This window comes from Streptomyces sp. NPDC046122 (genome assembly GCF_056429965.1).
Map to the genome: position 1 here is coordinate 13439 of NZ_JBWKLQ010000020.1, position 18340 is coordinate 31778.

Sequence of the window (18340 nt, forward strand, 5' to 3'; positions counted from 1 at the left end):
CCTTCAGGGGGAGGAACGATGGCGGACAGCTTCGGTCCGGTGCACGACGAGTCCGACATGGCGGACGCCGGGGGAACGCGCAGGGAGCCCATCAGGGTGCTGGTCGTCGACGACCACGCCCTGTTCCGCCGGGGGCTGGAGATCGTCCTCGCCCAGGAGGAGGACATCCAGGTCGTCGGTGAGGCCGGGGACGGCGCGGAGGCCGTGGACAAGGCCGCCGATCTGCTGCCCGACATCGTGCTGATGGATGTACGGATGCCCAAGCGCGGTGGGATCGAGGCCTGCACCTCCATCAAGGAGGTGGCCCCCAGCGCGAAGATCATCATGCTGACGATCAGTGACGAGGAGGCGGACCTCTACGACGCGATCAAGGCGGGTGCGACCGGCTATCTCCTGAAGGAGATCTCCACGGACGAGGTGGCCACCGCGATCCGCGCGGTGGCCGACGGGCAGTCCCAGATCAGCCCGTCGATGGCGTCGAAGCTCCTCACCGAGTTCAAGTCGATGATCCAGCGCACCGACGAGCGCCGGCTCGTGCCCGCGCCGCGGCTGACCGAGCGGGAGCTCGAGGTCCTCAAGCTCGTCGCGACCGGCATGAACAACCGTGACATCGCCAAGGAGTTGTTCATCTCCGAGAACACCGTGAAGAACCACGTCCGCAACATCCTGGAGAAGCTGCAGCTGCACTCCAGGATGGAGGCCGTGGTCTACGCGATGCGGGAGAAGATCCTCGAGATCAGGTGAGCCGGGCCAGTTCGGCGGTCAGCGCCTCGCGCAGGTCCGGTGTGTCCACGCGCTCCAGTCGTACGTCCGCGCAGCCGACCCACTGAGCCGCCTCGACCAGCGCCTCCGCCATCGGCCGCACCGCCTTGCGGCCCTCAAGCGAGACCTGCCGGGCCACCAGCGTCTTCCCCTCACGCGCCGGGTCCACGCGACCGAGCAGCCGGCCGCCCGCGAGCAGCGGCATCGCGAAGTACCCGTGTATCCGCTTGGGCTTGGGGACGTACGCCTCGAGCCGGTGCGTGAACCCGAAGATCCGCTCAGTGCGCGGGCGGTCCCAGATGAGGGAGTCGAAGGGCGACAGCAGGGTCGTGCGGTGGCGGCCGCGCGGCGTGCTCGCCAGGGCCTCGGGATCCGCCCAGGCGGCCTTGGCCCAGCCCTCGACCTCGACCGGGACGAGCCCCGAATCGGCGATCACGGAGTCGACCTGCTCGCCCTTGAGGCGGTGGTAGTCCGCGATGTCGGCGCGGGTGCCGACGCCGAGCGACCGGCCGGCCAGCCGCACGAGCCGGCGCAGGCACTCGGTGTCGTCCAGGTCGTCGTGGTAGACGGCGTCCGGAACGGCGCGCTCGGCCAGGTCGTACACCCGCTTCCAGCCGCGCCGCTCGATGCACACCACCTCGCCGTACATCAGCGCGCGCTCGACGGCGACCTTCGACGCCGACCAGTCCCACCACTCGCCCTTGTTCTTCGCGCCGCCCAAATCGGTGGCGGTCAGCGGACCTTCTGCGCGCAGCTGCTTGATCACGGCGCCGTACGCGCCGTCCGGAAGGTCGTGGTGCCAGTGCGGACGGTCGCGGTACGCACGGCGGCGGAAGGCGAAGTGCGGCCACTCCTCCATGGGCAGGATGCAGGCTGCGTGCGACCAGTACTCGAAGGCGTGGGCGCCGGTCCAGTAGGCGCTGTCGACGGTCGCGCGGCCCACCGCGCCGAGGCGGGCGTACGGAATCAGCTCGTGCGAGCGGGCCAGTACGGAGATCGTGTCGAGCTGCACCGCGCCCAGGTGGCGCAGGACTCCGCGCACCCCGCCCCGACGGTCGGGCGCGCCCAGGAAGCCCTGGGCGCGCAGGGCGATCCTTCGGGCTTCGTCGGCGGAGAGCGAGGCGATGGGCGTCGGCAGCAGACTGGTCATGGCCGCAGCCTAGGGGCCGCCACTGACAACGGGCCCTGGCCTGCGGGGATCGCGACGGGCGACCGGGCGAATGCGTCCGGGCCGGGGCGAGGACGTCCGAACCGGGGCGGTGCCGCCCCCGCGCGGCCCGCGTCCGGCGGTGGCGGTTCGCCGGACCCGCCGCGATCGGACGTGCCGGAACCCGGCGCGGGCCTCAGGCGTGCGGGGCCCCGGGCCTCGCGGGCAGGTACGGGCAGGCCGCCGGGAGACCGAGGTCCGACGGGAGCAGCGCGCCGGACCAGCCGTCGCGCCGGACGCCCTTGTTGGCGATGCCGGAGCGCTGGACGCCCTCGACGACGAAGCCGGCCTTCTCGGCCACCGCGCGCGACGAGTCGTTGCCGATCTCGGCGCGCCACTCCAGACGTTCGACGCCCGCCCTGGTGAAGGCCCAGTGGGCGACGGCCCGCACCGCCTCCGTGATGTAGCCCCGGCCGCGGTGCTCCTTGGCCGTCCAGTAACCGATCTCCGCCGCCCCCTCGCCGCGCGTGATCGATGACACGGCGGCCACCAGTTCGCCGCCGTCCCGGGTGAGGACCGCGAAGGCGTACACCGTGCCGTAGCGCCAGCCGTCCGGCACGATCCGGCCGACGAAGCCCTCCGCGTGCTCGCGTTCGTACGGCGCGGGGACCGACGTCCAGCGCTGGATGTCGGGGTCCTGACACGCCTGGAAGACGGCCTCGGCGTCGACGGGCTCGAAGGGGCGCAGCAGCAGCCGCTCGGTGGTGAGGATCGTGGGCTCCATCGGCTGATTCTCGGCTCGGCGGGCGGGGCGCGCCAGACCTTTTCGGGATGGCCCGGCACCTTCCGGGCTCCCTGTCCGTTCTCTTTGCGGGTAACAGTGGGCCTTCCTGCGGGCGGACCTCCCGGCGTGGCGGGGTCCTCGCTTACGATGGCCGATGCGGTGGGGACCACCTGCCGTGCCCGCGCCAGCGTCCCTACATGACTCAGTGCACAGGCCCGACCGGCAAGGAGACCAGCCTCAGTGTCCGTCTTCAACAAGCTCATGCGTGCAGGCGAAGGCAAGATCCTGCGCAAACTGCACCGCATCGCGGACCAGGTCAACTCCATCGAAGAGGACTTCGTCAACCTCTCCGACGCCGAGTTGCGGGCGCTCACCGATGAGTACAAGCAGCGGTACACCGACGGCGAGAGCCTGGACGACCTGCTTCCCGAGGCCTTCGCGACCGTTCGCGAGGCCGCCAAGCGTGTTCTCGGTCAGCGCCATTACGACGTCCAGATGATGGGTGGCGCCGCCCTCCATCTCGGTTATGTCGCCGAAATGAAGACCGGTGAGGGAAAGACGCTGGTCGGCACGCTGCCCGCGTACCTGAACGCGCTGTCCGGCAAGGGCGTCCACCTGATCACGGTGAACGACTACCTGGCCGAGCGCGACTCCGAGATGATGGGCCGGGTGCACAAGTTCCTCGGCCTCGAGGTCGGCTGCATCCTCGCCAACATGACGCCCGCGCAGCGCCGTGAGATGTACGCCTGCGACATCACGTACGGCACGAACAACGAGTTCGGCTTCGACTACCTGCGCGACAACATGGCGTGGTCGCAGGACGAGCTCGTCCAGCGCGGCCACAACTTCGCGATCGTCGACGAGGTCGACTCGATCCTGGTCGACGAGGCCCGTACGCCGCTGATCATCTCGGGCCCGGCCGACCAGGCCACCAAGTGGTACGGCGACTTCGCCAAGCTCGTCGTCCGCCTGAAGAAGGGCGAGCCGGGCAACCCGCTCAAGGGCATCGAGGAGACCGGCGACTACGAGGTCGACGAGAAGAAGCGCACCGTCGCCATCCACGAGGCGGGCGTCGCCAAGGTCGAGGACTGGCTGGGCATCGACAACCTCTACGAGTCGGTGAACACGCCGCTCGTCGGGTACCTGAACAACGCCATCAAGGCGAAGGAACTGTTCAAGAAGGACAAGGACTACGTCGTCATCGACGGCGAGGTCATGATCGTCGACGAGCACACCGGCCGTATCCTCGCCGGCCGCCGCTACAACGAGGGCATGCACCAGGCGATCGAGGCGAAGGAAGGGGTGGACATCAAGGACGAGAACCAGACGCTCGCCACGATCACCCTGCAGAACTTCTTCCGCCTGTACGACAAGCTCTCCGGCATGACCGGTACGGCCATGACCGAGGCCGCGGAGTTCCACCAGATCTACAAGCTGGGCGTCGTGCCGATCCCGACGAACCGGCCGATGGTCCGCGCCGACCAGTCCGACCTGATCTACCGCACCGAGGTCGCGAAGTTCGCCGCCGTGGTCGACGACATCGTGGAGAAGCACGAGAAGGGCCAGCCGATCCTGGTTGGCACGACCTCCGTGGAGAAGTCGGAGTACCTCTCGCAGCAGCTCTCCAAGCGAGGTGTGCAGCACGAGGTCCTCAACGCCAAGCAGCACGACCGGGAGGCGTCGATCGTCGCCCAGGCCGGCCGCAAGGGCGCCGTCACCGTCGCCACGAACATGGCGGGACGCGGTACGGACATCAAGCTCGGCGGCAACCCGGACGACCTCGCCGAGGCGGAGCTGCGCCAGCGCGGCCTCGACCCGGAGGAGCACATCGAGGAGTGGGCCGCCGCGCTGCCCGCCGCCCTCGAGCGGGCCGAGCAGGCCGTCAAGGCCGAGTTCGAAGAGGTCAAGGCGCTCGGCGGGCTGTACGTGCTGGGTACGGAGCGGCACGAGTCGCGGCGTATCGACAACCAGCTGCGCGGTCGTTCCGGCCGTCAGGGCGACCCGGGCGAGTCCCGCTTCTACCTGTCGCTGGGCGACGACCTGATGCGCCTGTTCAAGGCCGCGATGGTCGAGCGCGTGATGTCGATGGCGAACGTCCCCGACGACGTGCCGATCGAGAACAAGATGGTGACACGGGCGATCGCGTCCGCTCAGTCGCAGGTCGAGCAGCAGAACTTCGAGTCGCGTAAGAACGTCCTGAAGTACGACGAAGTGCTCAACCGGCAGCGCCAGGTGATCTACGGCGAGCGCCGCCGCGTCCTGGAGGGCGAGGACCTCCAGGAGCAGATCCGCCACTTCATGGACGACACCATCGACGCGTACATCCAGGCGGAGACCGTCGAGGGCTTCGCCGAGGAGTGGGACCTCGACCGGCTGTGGAGCGCGTTCAAGCAGCTCTACCCGGTGAAGGTCACGGTGGAGGAGCTGGAGGAGGCGGCGGGCGACCGCGCGGGCATCACCGCCGAGTTCATCGCCGAGTCCATCAAGGACGACATCTACGAGCAGTACGCGCAGCGCGAGGCGCAGCTCGGCTCCGACATCATGCGTGAGCTGGAGCGGCGCGTGGTGCTGTCCGTCCTGGACCGCAAGTGGCGTGAGCACCTCTACGAGATGGACTACCTCCAGGAGGGCATCGGCCTGCGCGCGATGGCCCAGAAGGACCCGCTGGTCGAGTACCAGCGCGAGGGCTTCGACATGTTCAACGCCATGATGGACGGCATCAAGGAGGAGTCCGTCGGCTACCTGTTCAACCTGGAGGTCCAGGTCGAGCAGCAGGTTGAGGAGGTTCCGGTGCAGGCCGTTCCGGACCAGGCGGCCGGCGAGAGGCCGTCGCTCCGCAAGGAGGACGCGGTGCCCGCGGGTGCGGGAGCCGGCCGGCCGGAGATCCGGGCGAAGGGGCTCGACGCCCCGCAGCGGCCCGACCGGCTGCACTTCTCCGCGCCCACGGTCGACGGTGAGGGCGGCGTCGTCGAAGGCGACTTCGACAACGGCGACGGGCCGGCGCGGTCGGAGTCGGACGGCATGACGCGTGCCGAGCGCCGCAAGGCGCAGAAGGGCGGCAGCCGCCGCCGCAAGAAGTAGGGCTGGCGGGTACGCGCCGCTTTCCCGGCCGGGGCCGGACACCGACGTGGTGTCCGGCCCCGGCTGTGTTCCGGCGTGCCCGGCCGTGTCCGGCCCGCCGCTGCCGCTTCCGGTCCAGGGTGTGCGTGACGCGGCACTAGGCCGGGGTGCCGGCGGTGGCCGCCGGGGTCTCGCCCAGTTCGACGGCGGCGCAGCGCCACCGCAGGTCGCGGCCCTGCTCCAGGCGGAACGCAATAGCCCGTACCTGCTCACCGGCCGCGATGCTCGCGAACGCCTCCACGACGCCGGGACGCGGGTGGAAGCCGCCACAGGTACGCACGACGGGCAGGACGCCGCGCGTGCGCAGCGGGGTGCGGGGAGCGAGCTGGACGAGTTGCTCGTACGCCTCGCCGATGGTGTGGCCCAGCATCCAGTGCACGGGGCGACGGCCGCTGAGCACTGCCAGCAGGCGCTCGGCGAACTGTGCGTGCGGGGTCGGGCGGTGCCGGTGCGGAGGGCGGCGCTGGGCCGGGACGGTGGCGGCGGGCGCGGGTGCCGGGGTGCGGACGGGGCTGGGCGTGCGGTTGGTGGCTGTGGGACTGGTGGCGGTCCTGGGCGCGGGTGCGCCGGGCCTGCGCTGGTCGCGTCGTCCCTGCGGCCGGGTCTTGTCCTGGTGCATCGGTGTGCCCCGCTCTGCCGGCCCGGTGCTTTACCGGGCAGTAACTTCTGCTGGTGATCTTCTACGGGCGGCGGGCCGGTGACGGCAAGGAGCGGCCGGGGCCCGAGGCGCCGGCGGCGGGAATCACCTATCAGAGTGACGCGGGGCAGTGCTGGAGCGGCCGCGGGCCGACCGGCGGCGTACGGAGTGGACGGCGCGGAGGCCGGGGACCACCACCCCGAAGGGGGACTCCGTACGTATCCTTGAGGCCGTCTCCCGACTACGAAAGCGGCCTGCCGATGCGCGTCTACGTCCCCCTGACCCTTCCCGGTCTCGCTGAGGCGCACAAGGCGGGACAACTGGGCCCCGGCCCGCTGACGGCCTACGCCGTGACGCCCGGCCTGCGCGAGTGGTACGTGTCGGACGACATCGAGGAGCTCGAGTACGCCGCGCTCAACCGCGCCGCCGCCGCCTCGCTGCGGCTGCTCGCCGGTGACCCGGGCGCAGCCCGGCGCCGGGTCGTCGTGGCCGTCGACGTACCGGACGGGGAGGCGGTGGCCGACCCGGACCGCGGGCTGGACGCCGCCGGGATCGGCGAGGTGCGGATCGCCGCCGCGGTGCCGCTGAAGAAGGCGGCGGCGGTGCACGCCGACGCCGACGACGCCGAGGCGGACGTCACCGCGGCGGCCGAGGCGCTGGGCGCGGCCGACCACGGGGACGACGACGCGCAGTTCACGGTGGACGGGGCGGAGGACCACGAGCTGCTCTGGTTCGGGGTGCAGGAGATCCCGAATCTGATCGGCTGACGGCCCGAATGCGCTGTCGTACTCCACGGGTACCTTCTTGGAATGGGGAAGCACACGACGACGCATCTGGTCTGGGACTGGAACGGCACGCTGCTCGACGACATCAGTGCGGTCATCGGCGCGACGAACGCCGCGTTCGCGGAGATCGGCATCGAGCCGATCACGCTGGCGCGCTACCGGGAGCTGTACTGCGTGCCCATCCCCCGCTTCTACGAGCGGCTGATGGGGCGGCTGCCGACGGAGGCGGAGTGGCTGGTCATGGACGAGGCCTTCCACCGGCACTACACCGAGCTGCGCGTGGTGTGCGCGCTGGCCCAGGGGGTGGAGGAGCTGCTCGTCGAGTGGGGGGCCGCGGGGCGGAGCCAGTCGCTGCTGAGCATGTACGGGCACGAGCAGCTGGTGCCGGTGGTGCGGCAGTACGGGATCGAGCGCCACTTCGTACGCGTCGACGGCCGGACCGGGCCGTCGGGCGGCAGCAAGGCCGCGCACATGGCCCGGCACGTCGCGGCGCTCGGCGGTGTCCCGCCGCAGCGGGTGGTCGTGATCGGTGACGCGGTCGACGACGCGGTGGCGGCGGCGCACGTGGGTGCGCGGGCCGTGCTCTACACGGGCGGCTCGCACAGCCGGGCCAGCCTGGAGCCAGCCGGGGTGCCCGTGGTGGACACGCTCGCGGAGGCGGTGGAGCTGGCGGAGCGGTGGACGGCGTGACCCGCCGTCCACCGGAGCCCTGACCACCGCGCCACCCGGTCAGGCCGACCGCGCCCCCGGCCCGCCGTAGCCCGGCGCACCGAGTGTCCGCCGGCCTACGACGCAGGGCTCTTCGCGCGCAGGACCTTCAGGAACTCGCGCATCCACGTCGGGTGGTCCGGCCAGGCGCGGGCCGAGACCAGAGTGCCGTCGACCACCGTCTCCGCGTCCTGGAAGGTCGCCCCGGCGGCCTGCATGTCCAGCTCCAGGGCCGGGTAGGCGGTGACCCGGCGCCCGGCCAGGCCGTCCACGGCGGCCGTCAGGAGGGGCCCGTGGCAGATCTGGGCGACCGGCTTGTCCGCGTCGAAGAACGCCTTGAGGATCTTGCGCAGTTCCAGGTCGTTGCGCAGGTACTCCGGAGCCCGTCCGCCCGGAATCACCAAAGCGGCGTACTGGCTGGGTTCGACCTCCGAGAAGGCCAGGTCGGCGGGCCAGGTGTAGCCGGGCTTCTCGGTGTACGTGTCGAAGCCGGGCTCGAAGTCGTGGACCACGAACCGGAGCTGCTTGCGGGCCGGGGCGGCGATGTGGACCTCGTACCCCTCCTCCCGCAGGCGCTGGTACGGGTAGAGGACTTCCAGCGATTCCGCGGCGTCGCCGGTGACGACGAGGATCTTGGGTGCCATGGCTGAGTGCTCCCCTCGGGCGGCCGGTGCCGTACCGTCCGCTTCAACGTGCACCCGTCGGCGGCGTTTGCCAAGGCGCCCCGCCGGACCCGGTAAGGGGCATCGCCGCGGCCGTCGCTGTCCAGAGTGTCAAACTTCCAGGCTGGTTTTGTACACCGATCGGACATGACGGGGCCCCCGTGCGGGGGGATAGCCTGGTGCCGTGATCAGCGCGATAGCCCTCGGGGGCAGTGAAGCCCCCGGCATGCGCCCGGAGCACCCACGTGCCCGGGTGATCGCTGGTCCCCGAAACCCCGGCCGGCCGTCAAAATTGGCCAATAACGTCACGGGTATCTCTCATCGCGGCATAACGTCGACCCGACCGGATACCCCGCGTCGTGGCGTTGTGCCACCTTTCTTCACCTACGTCACGCAACGGCGCGCGACAGGAGCCAGAGGACATGCAGACCAAGCTGGACGAAGCCAAGGCCGAGCTGCTCGTACGGGCGGCCCGGGTAGCTGAGAACAGCCCGGCCGGGGGGCAACCTTCGACTGGGTCCACGAGTGAAGGCACTCCCGACAGGGAGACGCTCCTCGGGTACCTCCAGCGCTACTACCTGCACACGGCCCCCGAGGACCTCGCCGACCGCGACCCGGTCGACGTGTTCGGCGCGGCGCTGTCGCACTACCGGCTGGCGGAGAAGCGTCCGCAGGGCACGGCCAACGTCCGGGTGCACACCCCGACCGTCGAGGAGAACGGCTGGACCTGCAGCCACTCCGTCGTCGAGGTGGTCACCGACGACATGCCCTTCCTGGTCGACTCGGTCACCAACGAGCTGTCCCGCCAGGGCCGCGGCATCCACGTCGTGATCCACCCGCAGGTCACCGTGCGCCGTGACGTCACCGGCAAGCTGATCGAGGTCCTCCCCGCCGACGGCGCGCGCCGCGACGAGCAGCTCCCGCACGACGCGTGCGTGGAGAGCTGGATCCACGTCGAGATCGACCGCGAGACCGACCGCTCCGACCTCAAGCAGATCACCGCCGACCTGCTGCGTGTCCTGAACGACGTCCGCGAGGCCGTCGAGGACTGGGAGAAGATGCGCGACTCGGCGCTGCGCATCGCGGACGAGCTGCCGAGCGAGCCCACCGCCGACGACCTGCGCGACCTGGAGGTCGACGAGGCCCGCGAGCTGCTGCGCTGGCTGGCCGCCGACCACTTCACCTTCCTCGGCTACCGCGAGTACGAGCTGACGGCGGACGACGCGCTGTCCGCCGTCCCCGGCACCGGCCTCGGCATCCTGCGTTCCGACCCGCACCACAGCGGCGCCGAGGACCACCCGGTGAGCCCGTCGTTCAGCCGGCTGCCCGCCGACGTCCGGGCGAAGGCCCGTGAGCACAAGCTGCTCGTACTGACGAAGGCCAACAGCCGCTCGACCGTGCACCGGCCCAGCTACCTCGACTACGTCGGCGTGAAGAAGTTCGACGCCGACGGCAACGTCGTCGGCGAGCGCCGCTTCCTCGGCCTGTTCTCCTCGGCCGCGTACACCGAGTCCGTGCGCCGCGTCCCCGTCGTCCGCCGCAAGGTCGCGGAGGTCCTGGAGACGGCGGGCTTCTCGCCCAACAGCCACGACGGCCGCGACCTGCTCCAGATCCTGGAGACGTATCCGCGCGACGAGCTCTTCCAGACGCCAGTCGACCAGCTGACGTCGATCGTCACCAGCGTGCTCTACCTGCAGGAGCGGCGCCGGCTGCGGCTCTACCTGCGTCAGGACGAGTACGGGCGCTACTACTCCGCCCTGATCTACCTGCCCCGCGACCGCTACACGACCAGCGTGCGCCTGCGGCTCATCGACATCCTCAAGGAGGAGCTCGGCGGCACCAGCGTCGACTTCACCGCGTGGAACACCGAGTCGATCCTCTCCCGCCTGCACTTCGTCGTGCGCGTCCCGGCCGGCACCGAGCTGCCGACCCTGACCGACGCCGACACCGAGCGCATCGAGGGCCGGCTCGTCGAGGCCGCGCGCTCCTGGGCCGACGGCTTCGCCGAGGCCATGAACGCCGAGCTGGGCGAGGAGCGCGCCGCCGAGCTGCTGCGCCGGTACGGTCACGCCTTCCCCGAGGGCTACAAGGCCGACCACTCGCCGCGCGCCGCCGTCGCCGACCTCGTCCACCTCGAAGAGCTGACGCACGGGCGCAACAGCTTCTCGCTGTCCCTGTACGAGCCGGTGGGCGCCGGCCCGAACGAGCGGCGCTTCAAGATTTACCGGATCGGCGAGCAGGTCTCCCTGTCCGCCGTGCTGCCCGTGCTCCAGCGCCTCGGCGTCGAGGTCGTCGACGAGCGTCCGTACGAGCTGCGCTGCACCGACCGCACGCACGCCTGGATCTACGACTTCGGCCTGCGCATGCCCAAGTCGAACGGGAACGACGGCTACCTCGCCGACGACGCGCGCCACCGCTTCCAGGAAGCGTTCTCCGCCGTGTGGACCGGGCAGGCCGAGAACGACGGCTTCAACGCCCTCGTCCTGAGCGCCGGCCTGGACTGGCGGCAGGCGATGGTGCTGCGCGCCTACGCGAAGTACCTGCGCCAGGCCGGTTCCACCTTCAGCCAGGACTACATGGAGGACACCCTCCGCAACAACGTCCACACCACCCGGCTGCTGGTCTCGCTCTTCGAGGCGCGGATGTCGCCGGAGCGCCAGATCGCGGGCACCGAGCTGACCGACGGGCTGCTCGAGGAGCTCGACGGCGCGCTGGACCAGGTCGCGTCCCTCGACGAGGACCGGATCCTGCGGTCGTTCCTGACCGTCATCAAGGCGACGCTGCGCACCAGCTTCTTCCAGAAGACCGCGACCGGTGAGCCGCACGGCTACGTGTCGATGAAGTTCGACCCGCAGGCGATCCCGGACCTCCCCGCGCCCCGACCGGCGTACGAGATCTGGGTGTACTCGCCGCGCGTCGAGGGCGTGCACCTGCGCTTCGGCAAGGTCGCCCGCGGCGGTCTGCGCTGGTCCGACCGCCGTGAGGACTTCCGTACCGAGGTGCTCGGCCTGGTCAAGGCACAGATGGTGAAGAACACCGTCATCGTGCCGGTCGGCGCCAAGGGCGGCTTCGTCGCGAAGAACCTGCCGGACCCGTCCGTCGACCGTGACGCGTGGATGGCCGAGGGCATCGCCTCGTACAAGACGTTCATCTCGGCGCTGCTCGACATCACCGACAACATGGTGGCCGGCGAGGTCGTGCCGCCGAAGGACGTCGTGCGCCACGACGAGGACGACACGTACCTCGTCGTCGCCGCCGACAAGGGCACCGCGACCTTCTCCGACATCGCCAACGAGATCGCGGTCGCCTACGACTTCTGGCTCGGCGACGCCTTCGCGTCCGGCGGCTCGGTCGGCTACGACCACAAGGGCATGGGCATCACCGCCCGCGGCGCCTGGGAGTCCGTGAAGCGGCACTTCCGCGAGCTCGGCCACGACACGCAGAGCGAGGACTTCACGGTCGTCGGCGTCGGTGACATGTCCGGCGACGTGTTCGGCAACGGCATGCTGCTCTCCGAGCACATCCGTCTCGTCGCGGCCTTCGACCACCGGCACATCTTCATCGACCCGACGCCGGACGCGGCCACGTCGTACGCCGAGCGCCGCCGTCTCTTCGAGCTGCCGCGCTCCTCGTGGGCCGACTACAACACGGACCTGCTGTCGGCCGGCGGCGGCGTCCACCCGCGCAGCGCCAAGGCGATCCCGATCAACTCGCACATCCGCGAGGCGCTCGGCATCGAGCGGGGCATCACCAAGATGACCCCGGCCGACCTGATGAAGGCGATCCTCCAGGCGCCGGTCGATCTGCTGTGGAACGGCGGCATCGGTACGTACGTCAAGTCCTCGGCGGAGGCGAACGCCGACGTCGGCGACAAGGCGAACGACGCGATCCGCGTCAACGGCGAGGACCTGCGGGTCAAGGTCGTCGGCGAGGGTGGCAACCTGGGCGCGACCCAGCTCGGCCGCATCGAGTTCGCCCGGCGCGGCGCCGGCGGCGAGGGCGGGCGGATCAACACCGACGCCATCGACAACAGCGCGGGCGTGGACACCTCCGACCACGAGGTGAACATCAAGATCCTGCTCAACGGGCTCGTCGCGGACGGCGACATGACCGTCAAGCAGCGCAACCAGCTGCTCGCCACGATGACCGACGAGGTCGGTTCGCTCGTCCTGCGCAACAACTACGCGCAGAACGTCGCCCTGGCGAACGCCGTCGCCCAGGCGCCGTCCCTGCTCCACGCCCACCAGCGCTTCATGCGCCGGCTGGAGCGCGACGGGCACCTGAACCGCCCGCTGGAGTTCCTGCCCACCGACCGGCAGATCCGCGAGCTGCTGAGCGCCGGCCGCGGCCTGAGCCAGCCGGAGCTCGCCGTCCTCATGGCGTACACCAAGATCACGGTGGCGGAGGAGCTGATCCACACCGGTCTGCCGGACGACCCGCACCTGCGGGGCCTGCTGCACGCGTACTTCCCGCAGGCGCTGCGCGAGCAGTTCGGCGAGCAGATCGACGCGCACGCGCTGCGCCGCGAGATCATCACGACGGTGCTGGTCAACGACACCGTGAACACCGGTGGCTCGACCTTCCTGCACCGTCTGCGGGAGGAGACCGGGGCGTCGATCGAGGAGGTCGTACGGGCGCAGTTCGCGGCCCGCGCGATCTTCGGGCTCAGCGAGGTCTGGGACGCCGTGGAGGCGCTCGACAACCAGGTCGCGGCCGACGTCCAGACCCGGATCCGGCTCCATTCGCGCCGCCTCGTGGAGCGCGGCACGCGCTGGCTGCTGGGCAACCGGCCGCAGCCGTTGCAGCTCGCCGAGACCATCGAGTTCTTCAGCGCCGGTGTCGCGCGGGTCTGGGACGAGCTGCCGAAGCTGCTGCGCGGCGCGGACCTGGAGTGGTACCAGAGCATCCTGGACGAGCTGACGGACGCGGGCGTGCCGCAGGAGCTGGCGCTGCGGGTGGCCGGGTTCTCGTCGGCCTTCCCGACGCTCGACATCGTCGCGATCGCGGAGCGCACCGGCAAGGCGCCGATGCAGGTCGCCGAGGTGTACTACGACCTGGCCGACCGGCTGTCCATCACCCAGCTGATGGACCGGATCATCGAGCTGCCGCGGGCCGACCGCTGGCAGTCCATGGCCCGTGCCTCCATCCGTGAGGACCTGTACGCGGCGCACGCCGGCCTGACGCAGGACGTGCTCTCCGTGGGCGACGGCGCCTCGACGCCGGAGGAGCGCTTCAAGGCCTGGGAGGAGAAGAACGCCGCGATCCTGGGCCGCGCGCGCACGACGCTGGAGGAGATCCACGGCTCGGACGCGTTCGACCTGGCGAACCTGTCGGTGGCCATGCGGACCATGCGGACCATGCTGCGTACGCGCGTCTGACCGGTATGTGCAGGAGGGCGCCCCCGCACCGGGATCTCCGGTGCGGGGGCGCCCTCTTTCGCGTCTCCTCGCTCCTGCGTCCTTCTCGTTCACACCCCGCGCGACGACGTCCACAGCCTGCGGCAGGACAGCGCGGCGGCGGCGAGGAGCAGGAGATTGCGTACGACCATGAGCGCGCAGCCCAGTGGGGTGCCCGAGACGACGTCGTCGTACAGCACGGGGTACGCGAGCGCGCTCAGCGCGGCCGCGGGCAGCAGCAGGGCGACGACCGGGCGCTGGGTGGTGGCGTGCGAGGTGAGGCAGACGGCGGCCAGGCCGAGCAGCCAGACCAGGTACTGCGGGCTGATGACCCGGCTGGTGACCGTGAACAGGAGCACGGCGGCGAGCGCGGCGTCGAAGGGCGTCGCCGGCGTCCAGCGGCGGGCTCGCAGCCGCCACAGCAGCAGCCAGCCGAGGGCGGCGGCGGTGAGGAGGAGGGAGGCGTGGGCGAGGGCGGAGACGTACGGCCCGGTCAGCTCCATCGCGCCGTAACGGTATTCCACCGTGCCCGGCCAGCCGGCCAGCCGCCCCAGGGACAGAACAGTTCCGGCCATCGACTCGATCTGCACGCCTCTGCCGCCCTGCTGACGCAGGAACCCGAGAGTGTGCGAGAAGCCGAACGCGAGGACCGCGAGCAGCACCGCCGCACCGGCGGCCGCGGACAGCCACGCGTTCCGGGTGGTACGCCCGCGCGGGGCGCCCAGCAGGACGAGGACCGGCCAGACCTTCACGGTCGCACCGAGCCCGGCGAGCACACCGCCGACGCGCGGGTGGCGCCCCAGCGCGAGCAGGGCCAGGACGGCGAGCGCGGTGGCCTGGACGTCGTACCGCACGAGGGGCAGGTGCAGGAGCAGCGGCAGCGCGCCCACCCACAGCCACGCACCGTCCCTGCCGTGCCCGGGTCGCAGTCCGGCGCGGGCGAGCGCGCCGGCCACGAGCGCGTCGGCGGCGAGGGTGAGGACGAGAAACCCCTGGAAGTAGGTGAGCCAGGGCAGCGCCCCCGGTCCGAGGATCACCAGCGCGGCGCCGGGCGGGTACTGCCACATGGCGTCGTCGAGGGGGAAGCCGCCCCGGGTGAGCTGCCTGAACCAGCCGTAGTAGATCTGGTGCACCTCGCCGCTGATGGTCCCCACGTCGAAGGCGGCGAGCGGCTGCGCGAGCAGGGCGAGCATGCCCAGCCGGGTACCGACCCAGACGCCGCCGAGCCGCCACACGAACCGCCGCACGCCTGCCGCGGACGCGTCGGTGCCGGGGCCGGTGTCCGCGTCGGAGGCCGGAATCCGATCGATCGTCATCACGGCGCACTTTAGCCAGCTTTGCGCTGTTTTTTCGCTTTCCCGTCCGCCTCGTAGGCGGCGACGACGTCTGCCGCGGGCCCGTCCATCCGCAGCACGCCCGCCTCCAGCCACAGGGCGCGGTCGCAGGTCTCGGTGACGGTCCTGTGGTGGTGGCTGACCAGGAAGACGGTGCCCGCCGACGCGCGGAGCTCGGCGATGCGGGCCCTGCTGCGGCGCTGGAAGGCGGCGTCACCGGTGGCCAGCGCCTCGTCGATCATGAGGACGTCGTGGCTCTTGGCAGCGGCGATCGAGAAGCGGAGGCGGGCGGCCATGCCGGAGGAGTACGTACGCATCGGCAGCGTGGTGAAGTCGCCCTCGTCGTCGACGCCGGAGAAGTCGACGATCCGCTGGTAACGCTCACGGACCTGGCGGCGCGTCATGCCCATCGCCAGACAGCCGAGTACGACGTTGCGCTCGCCGGTCAGGTCGTTCATCAGCGCGGCGTTGACGCCGAGGAGCGAGGGCTGCCCCCGGGTGTAGACGCGTCCGCGCGCCGGTGGGATCAACCCGGCGACCGCCTTGAGCAGGGTGGACTTGCCGGATCCGTTCGAACCGACGATGCCGACGGCCTCGCCCCTGTGCGCCGACGGTTACCTCGACGACCTCGCCGCGTCCGCGGTCGCCGCGCTCAGGGCCTGACGGGCCCGTGGAGGGCGCGCGAAGGCGGCCGGTCGCCGCGGAGACCGGGCCGCCTTCGTGGGCGGTCGAGCCGGGCTACTTCACCGCGCCTGCCATGACGCCGGAGACGAACTGGCGCTGGAAGGCGAAGAAGACGATCAGGGGGATGATCATCGAGATGAAGGCGCCGGGCGCCAGGATGTCGATGTTGTTGCCGAACTGGCGGACCTGACGCTGGAGCGCCACCGTGATCGGCGGGTTGGCCGAGTCGGCGAAGATCAGCGCGACCAGCATGTCGTTCCAGACCCACAGGAACTGGAAGATGCCGAGCGAGGCGATGGCGGGACCGCCCAGCGGCATCACGACGCGGGTGAACAGCCGGATCTCGCCCGCGCCGTCGAGTCGCGCCGCCTCCAGGAGCTCTCTGGGGATCTCCGCGAAGAAGTTGCGCAGCAGGAAGATGGCGAACGGCAGGCCGAAGGCCACGTGGAAGAGGACCACGCCGGCCGTCGTCTCGAAGATGCCGATCTTGCCGAAGAGTTCCGACACCGGGACGAGGGCCACCTGCACCGGGACCACCAGCAGGCCGACGACCACCAGGAACCACCAGTCGCGGCCCGGGAAGTCCATCCACGCGAAGGCGTACCCGGCCAGCGAGCCGATCACCACGACCAGGACGGTCGACGGGACAGTGATCATGATCGTGCTGAGCAGGGAGTCGACGATGGTGCTGTTGTCGAGGAGATTGGCGTAGTTGTCGAGGGTGAGCTGGGAGGGGGCGGTGAAGACCTTCCACCAGCCCGTCTCCGCGATGTCCGTGGGGCTGCGCAGCGACGAGAACAGCAGGCCGATCGTCGGCATCAGCCAGAACAGCGCCACCAGGACGAGGAAGAAACTCACCGCGCCGCCGCTCGCGCGGGCCGCGATCCGCGCCGGCAGGGACCGCTTGGGCCGGTCGGGGCCCTGGCCGGTCGCAGGGGTGGCCGACGTGGGGGCCGTGGTGGTCATCGGCGGCTCTCCTTTCGCATCCTGCGGATGTTGAAGAGCATCACCGGAACGACCAGCAGCAGGAGCAGGACGGCGATTGCGCTGCCGATGCCCGGGTCCGCGTCGGTGCCGAACGACGAACGGTAGAGCTGGAGCGCCAGCACGTTCGCGTCGTCCTGGGACGATCCCGGCGCGATGATGAACACCAGGTCGAAGATCTTCAGTACGTTGATCATCAGCGTGACCAGGACGACGGCGAGGACGGGCGCAAGCAGCGGGACCGTCACCCGGCGGAACACCTGCCACTCGTTGGCGCCGTCGACGCGGGCCGCCTCCAGGAGCTCGCGCGGCAGGCCCGCGAGTCCGGCCGCGATCAGGACCATCGCGAAGCCCGCCCACATCCAGACGTAGCTGCCGATGATGGCGGGGGTCACCAGGCTCGGGCCGAGCCAGTCGACGCCGTTGTACGGCTCGCGGAAGTTCGACGCCGGGAAGCGCAGTACGGCGCCGTCCGCCTCGGCGGAGAGGGTGAACGTGCCGTTCGCGGCGGCCGTGGCCGAGTCGACGACCCTGCCGTCCTTGACGGCCTCGACCTTGATCCCCTCGAGGCCCAGCTCCTCGGGGTCGAGGGTGTTCGGTTTGCCGCTGCCGCCCTTGGTGAAGTCCAGCCAGGCGGTGCCGGTGACCTTGTCCGGCGCGGTCTCGGCCGGCGCCGCGATCTCGGCGCCCCCCGGCATCTTGGCGGGCGGTACGCCGACCAGCGGCAGCAGAACCTGCTCACCCGCTCTGACCGGCTGCTTGGTGACGAAGGAGCCCCCGCCGCCCGCTTCCAGCGGATGGACCGGCAAGGGGCGGGCCTTCGGGAAGCCGGCCGACTCGGAGAACATGTCGTGGACGCTCACCGCGACGGCGTTCGCGACCCCGCGCTCCGGATTCTGCTCGTACACCAGGCGGAAGATGATGCCCGCGGCGAGCATCGAGATCGCCATCGGCATGAAGACCAGCAGTTTGAACGCCGTACCCCAGCGGATGCGTTCGGTGAGCACCGCGAATATGAGGCCCAGCGCGGTCGAGACGGCGGGGGCCACCACCACCCAGACCGCGTTGTTCTTGACGGCGGTCAGGATGGTGTCGTCGGTGAAGATCTCGACGAAGTTGTCGAGCCCGGCGAAGCTGTCGCCCGACTTGTCGAAGAAGCTCCGGTAGACCGAGTACCCGATCGGGTAGACCACGAGCGCGCCGAGCAGCACCAGGGCGGGCAGCAGGAAGCCGGCCGCCATCAACCTGCGGGTGCCCGTCACGCTCTTGCGTGTGCCGTTGCCGGCGGGGGGCGGCGTGACCTTCGCGGCGCCCCCCGCGGTCGCTGACGTCATGAC

Annotated in this window: 12 protein-coding genes and 1 pseudogene; 5 read left to right on the plus strand and 8 right to left on the minus strand. The window is 70.6% G+C overall.

All coding sequences use genetic code 11. The annotated features are described in order from the left end of the window. The first annotated feature begins 18 nt into the window (after positions 1-18). Positions 19-744, plus strand: a complete 726-nt coding sequence (locus tag AC07FK_RS31575) for a response regulator (RefSeq protein WP_479108360.1) — start codon at positions 19-21, stop codon at positions 742-744. On the opposite strand, the gene AC07FK_RS31580 is transcribed toward AC07FK_RS31575, so the two are convergent. Next, on the minus strand, positions 737-1912 hold the full coding sequence (locus AC07FK_RS31580; protein ID WP_479108361.1) for a winged helix-turn-helix domain-containing protein: 1176 nt from the start codon (positions 1910-1912) through the stop codon (positions 737-739). The two genes, AC07FK_RS31575 and AC07FK_RS31580, sit on opposite strands and share 8 nt — an antisense overlap. Positions 1913-2105: 193 nt before the next feature. Further along, complete coding sequence (locus AC07FK_RS31585) at positions 2106-2693, minus strand: GNAT family N-acetyltransferase (RefSeq protein ID WP_479108362.1); 588 nt, start codon at positions 2691-2693, stop codon at positions 2106-2108. A 240-nt stretch (positions 2694-2933) separates the two neighbouring features. Here AC07FK_RS31585 and secA point away from each other — a divergent pair, with 240 nt between their 5' ends. Beyond that, positions 2934-5774 (plus strand): preprotein translocase subunit SecA, encoded by a 2841-nt coding sequence (secA, locus tag AC07FK_RS31590; protein WP_479108363.1) that lies wholly within the window; start codon positions 2934-2936, stop codon positions 5772-5774. Between the two features lie 136 nt (positions 5775-5910). On the opposite strand, the gene AC07FK_RS31595 is transcribed toward secA, so the two are convergent. Beyond that, entirely contained in the window at positions 5911-6432 is a 522-nt protein-coding gene (locus tag AC07FK_RS31595) for an Rv3235 family protein (RefSeq protein ID WP_479108364.1), read from the minus strand. 278 nt (positions 6433-6710) lie between these two features. Between AC07FK_RS31595 and AC07FK_RS31600 the strand changes: the two genes are divergently transcribed. Then, complete coding sequence (locus tag AC07FK_RS31600; protein WP_479108400.1) at positions 6711-7217, plus strand: DUF6912 family protein; 507 nt, start codon at positions 6711-6713, stop codon at positions 7215-7217. A gap of 42 nt (positions 7218-7259) precedes the next feature. Beyond that, positions 7260-7925 carry an HAD family hydrolase gene (locus AC07FK_RS31605; RefSeq protein ID WP_479108365.1) on the plus strand — a complete coding sequence of 222 codons (666 nt, stop codon included), beginning with the start codon at positions 7260-7262 and terminating at the stop codon, positions 7923-7925. A gap of 95 nt (positions 7926-8020) precedes the next feature. On the opposite strand, the gene AC07FK_RS31610 is transcribed toward AC07FK_RS31605, so the two are convergent. Then, complete coding sequence (locus AC07FK_RS31610) at positions 8021-8587, minus strand: DJ-1/PfpI family protein (protein WP_479108366.1); 567 nt, start codon at positions 8585-8587, stop codon at positions 8021-8023. A gap of 440 nt (positions 8588-9027) precedes the next feature. Here AC07FK_RS31610 and AC07FK_RS31615 point away from each other — a divergent pair, with 440 nt between their 5' ends. Then, entirely contained in the window at positions 9028-13983 is a 4956-nt protein-coding gene (locus AC07FK_RS31615; RefSeq protein WP_479108367.1) for an NAD-glutamate dehydrogenase, read from the plus strand. Between the two features lie 89 nt (positions 13984-14072). On the opposite strand, the gene AC07FK_RS31620 is transcribed toward AC07FK_RS31615, so the two are convergent. The 4 genes and pseudogenes from AC07FK_RS31620 to AC07FK_RS31635 form a co-directional block, all read right to left on the minus strand. Then, positions 14073-15317 (minus strand): glycosyltransferase family 87 protein, encoded by a 1245-nt coding sequence (locus tag AC07FK_RS31620; RefSeq protein ID WP_479108368.1) that lies wholly within the window; start codon positions 15315-15317, stop codon positions 14073-14075. Between the two features lie 11 nt (positions 15318-15328). Beyond that, positions 15329-15946, minus strand: a pseudogene (locus AC07FK_RS31625) (ABC transporter ATP-binding protein); the annotation flags it as partial. Between the two features lie 127 nt (positions 15947-16073). Next, entirely contained in the window at positions 16074-16985 is a 912-nt protein-coding gene (locus tag AC07FK_RS31630) for a carbohydrate ABC transporter permease (RefSeq protein ID WP_479108369.1), read from the minus strand. Then, complete coding sequence (locus AC07FK_RS31635) at positions 16982-18337, minus strand: carbohydrate ABC transporter permease (protein WP_479108370.1); 1356 nt, start codon at positions 18335-18337, stop codon at positions 16982-16984. The genes AC07FK_RS31630 and AC07FK_RS31635 overlap by 4 nt, the downstream gene beginning before the upstream one ends. Positions 18338-18340 lie beyond the last annotated feature (3 nt).